General features: G+C 75.8%; 2 protein-coding genes. Both read right to left on the minus strand.

Features of this window, described 5'->3' with window-relative positions; translation table 11 throughout:
• Nucleotides 1–640: MFS transporter (locus H5J29_RS33770; RefSeq protein ID WP_312858524.1), on the minus strand; the 640-nt coding region annotated here is incomplete at its 3' end.
• A partial coding sequence (locus tag H5J29_RS33775) for an S-methyl-5-thioribose-1-phosphate isomerase (RefSeq protein WP_181784919.1) occupies nt 637–1,116 on the minus strand: 480 nt, incomplete at its 5' end. The genes H5J29_RS33770 and H5J29_RS33775, both read right to left, overlap by 4 nt.

Here is a 1,116-nt window from a genome sequence, read left to right on the forward strand (position 1 = left end):
CCTCGCGCCCCGCCGGAGGCGGCGCCTCGGGGGATGGATGTCCGACTCGCGCGTCGAGAGTGGGGGACTCGCGCGTCGGGGGTGGGGGACTCGCGGGGGCCGTTCGCAGGAAGGGGACCAGGAGCGCGCCGAGCAGGGGTGCCAGGGTCGCGGCGAGGAAGACACCGGCGAAGCCCACCAGGTCGACCGTCGCCACCCCGAGCGGGAGGAGGGCGAGCTGCGGGACGCCGATCGCGTAGCCGTACCGGGAGGAGGCCCGGCCGTGCTCGGCCGGGGTGACCAGCTCCGCCACCAGCGCGCTCCCCGCCACCGTGAGCAGCCCGAACCCGATCCCCCGCACGGCCGAGACGGCGAGCACCGGACCCAGCGCCGTCGTGAGCAGCAGCAACGGGGTCGGCGCGCCGAGCAGCACCAGCCCGCACCCGAACACCGCGCGGTAGCCGAACCGCCGGATCAGGAAGGGCACCGCGAGCTGGGTCGCGACCGTGGCGGCCATGAACACGCCGGTCGTGGCGCCCGCCCCGAACTCCCCCGTCCCCGCCCGGCTCACCCACAGTGGGAGCACCGGCAGCAGCAGGGCGTGTCCGCCGAAGCCGAGCACCGTCACCGCCAGCATCAGCCGGAACGGGACACTCCTCACGGGCGCCAGACCCTGGTGTCGGTGACGATCGCGGTGACCAGGTCGGCGGGGGTCACGTCGAAGGCCGGGTTCCAGGCGTCGACCGCCCGGACGACCTCGCTCGGGTCCCGCTCCTCGATCTCGATCTCCGCCCCGGTGGCCGTGTCGAGGTCCACCGTCGTCTCGGGCGCCGCGACCACGAACGGGATCCCGGCCCGCGCCGCCGCCAACGCCAGCGGGTAGGTCCCGATCTTGTTCGCCACGTCCCCGTTCGCCGCGATCCGGTCCGCCCCGACCACGACGGCGTCGACCAGGCCGCGGGCGATCACCGAGCCGGCCGCCCCGTCGACGACGATCCGGTGCGGCACGCCGATCGCCGCGAGCTCGACGGCCGTGATCCGGGCCCCCTGCAGCAGCGGCCGGGTCTCGTCCGCCACCACCAGCGAGACCTGCCCCGCCGCGTGCAGCGACCGCACCACGCCCAGCGCCGTCCCCCA

This window comes from Pseudonocardia pini, from assembly GCF_013870575.1.
Lineage (GTDB): Bacteria > Actinomycetota > Actinomycetes > Mycobacteriales > Pseudonocardiaceae > Pseudonocardia > Pseudonocardia pini.